We start from the raw sequence: 668 nt of genomic DNA, 5'->3' as shown, positions 1-668 counted from the left end.
AAAAGTCTTGTTACTACCCAACAAGCAACGCTTATGTATTTAAGCACTGTAGGTCTATCGCCAAGCGGTAAGGCAACGGCTTTTGATGCCGTCATACCCTGGTTCGAATCCAGGTAGACCTGCCATATTTAGATTAATTGTTGCGACAGTTAATCATTGCGGAAGTGGCGGAATTGGTAGACGCACTAGATTTAGGTTCTAGCGCCGTAAGGTGTGAGAGTTCAAGTCTCTCCTTCCGCACCATTATTCTTCATCTTAACTACGGTTAATGTGAAAAATACGATCAGAGAAACAACAGTTATTCGTAACTGACAATATGCGGAAGTGGCGGAATTGGTAGACGCACTAGATTTAGGTTCTAGCGCCGCAAGGTGTGAGAGTTCAAGTCTCTCCTTCCGCACCATTCTCTCTGATTTAAAAAGTCTTGTTACTACCCAACAAGCAACGCTTATGTATTTAAGCACTGTAGGTCTATCGCCAAGCGGTAAGGCAACGGCTTTTGATGCCGTCATACCCTGGTTCGAATCCAGGTAGACCTGCCATATTTAGATTAATTGTTGCGACAGTTAATCATTGCGGAAGTGGCGGAATTGGTAGACGCACTAGATTTAGGTTCTAGCGCCGTAAGGTGTGAGAGTTCAAGTCTCTCCTTCCGCACCATTATTCTT

At 44.5% G+C, this 668-nt stretch carries 5 tRNA genes; all 5 read left to right on the top strand.

Features of this window, described 5'->3' with window-relative positions:
• The first annotated feature begins 50 nt into the window (after positions 1-50).
• The 5 genes from C9I86_RS19860 (at position 51) to C9I86_RS19840 (ending at position 660) form a co-directional block, all read left to right on the top strand.
• A tRNA-Gln gene (locus C9I86_RS19860) sits at positions 51-125 on the top strand.
• 33 nt (positions 126-158) lie between these two features.
• A tRNA-Leu gene (locus C9I86_RS19855) sits at positions 159-243 on the top strand.
• Between the two features lie 75 nt (positions 244-318).
• Positions 319-403 (top strand) — tRNA-Leu (locus C9I86_RS19850).
• Between the two features lie 64 nt (positions 404-467).
• Positions 468-542, top strand: a tRNA-Gln gene (locus C9I86_RS19845).
• 33 nt (positions 543-575) lie between these two features.
• Positions 576-660 (top strand) — tRNA-Leu (locus C9I86_RS19840).
• The last annotated feature ends 8 nt before the right edge of the window (positions 661-668 follow it).

This window comes from Photobacterium sp. NCIMB 13483, assembly GCF_003025475.1.
Lineage (GTDB): Bacteria > Pseudomonadota > Gammaproteobacteria > Enterobacterales > Vibrionaceae > Photobacterium > Photobacterium piscicola.
This window is presented reverse-complemented; position numbering and strand designations above follow the sequence as displayed.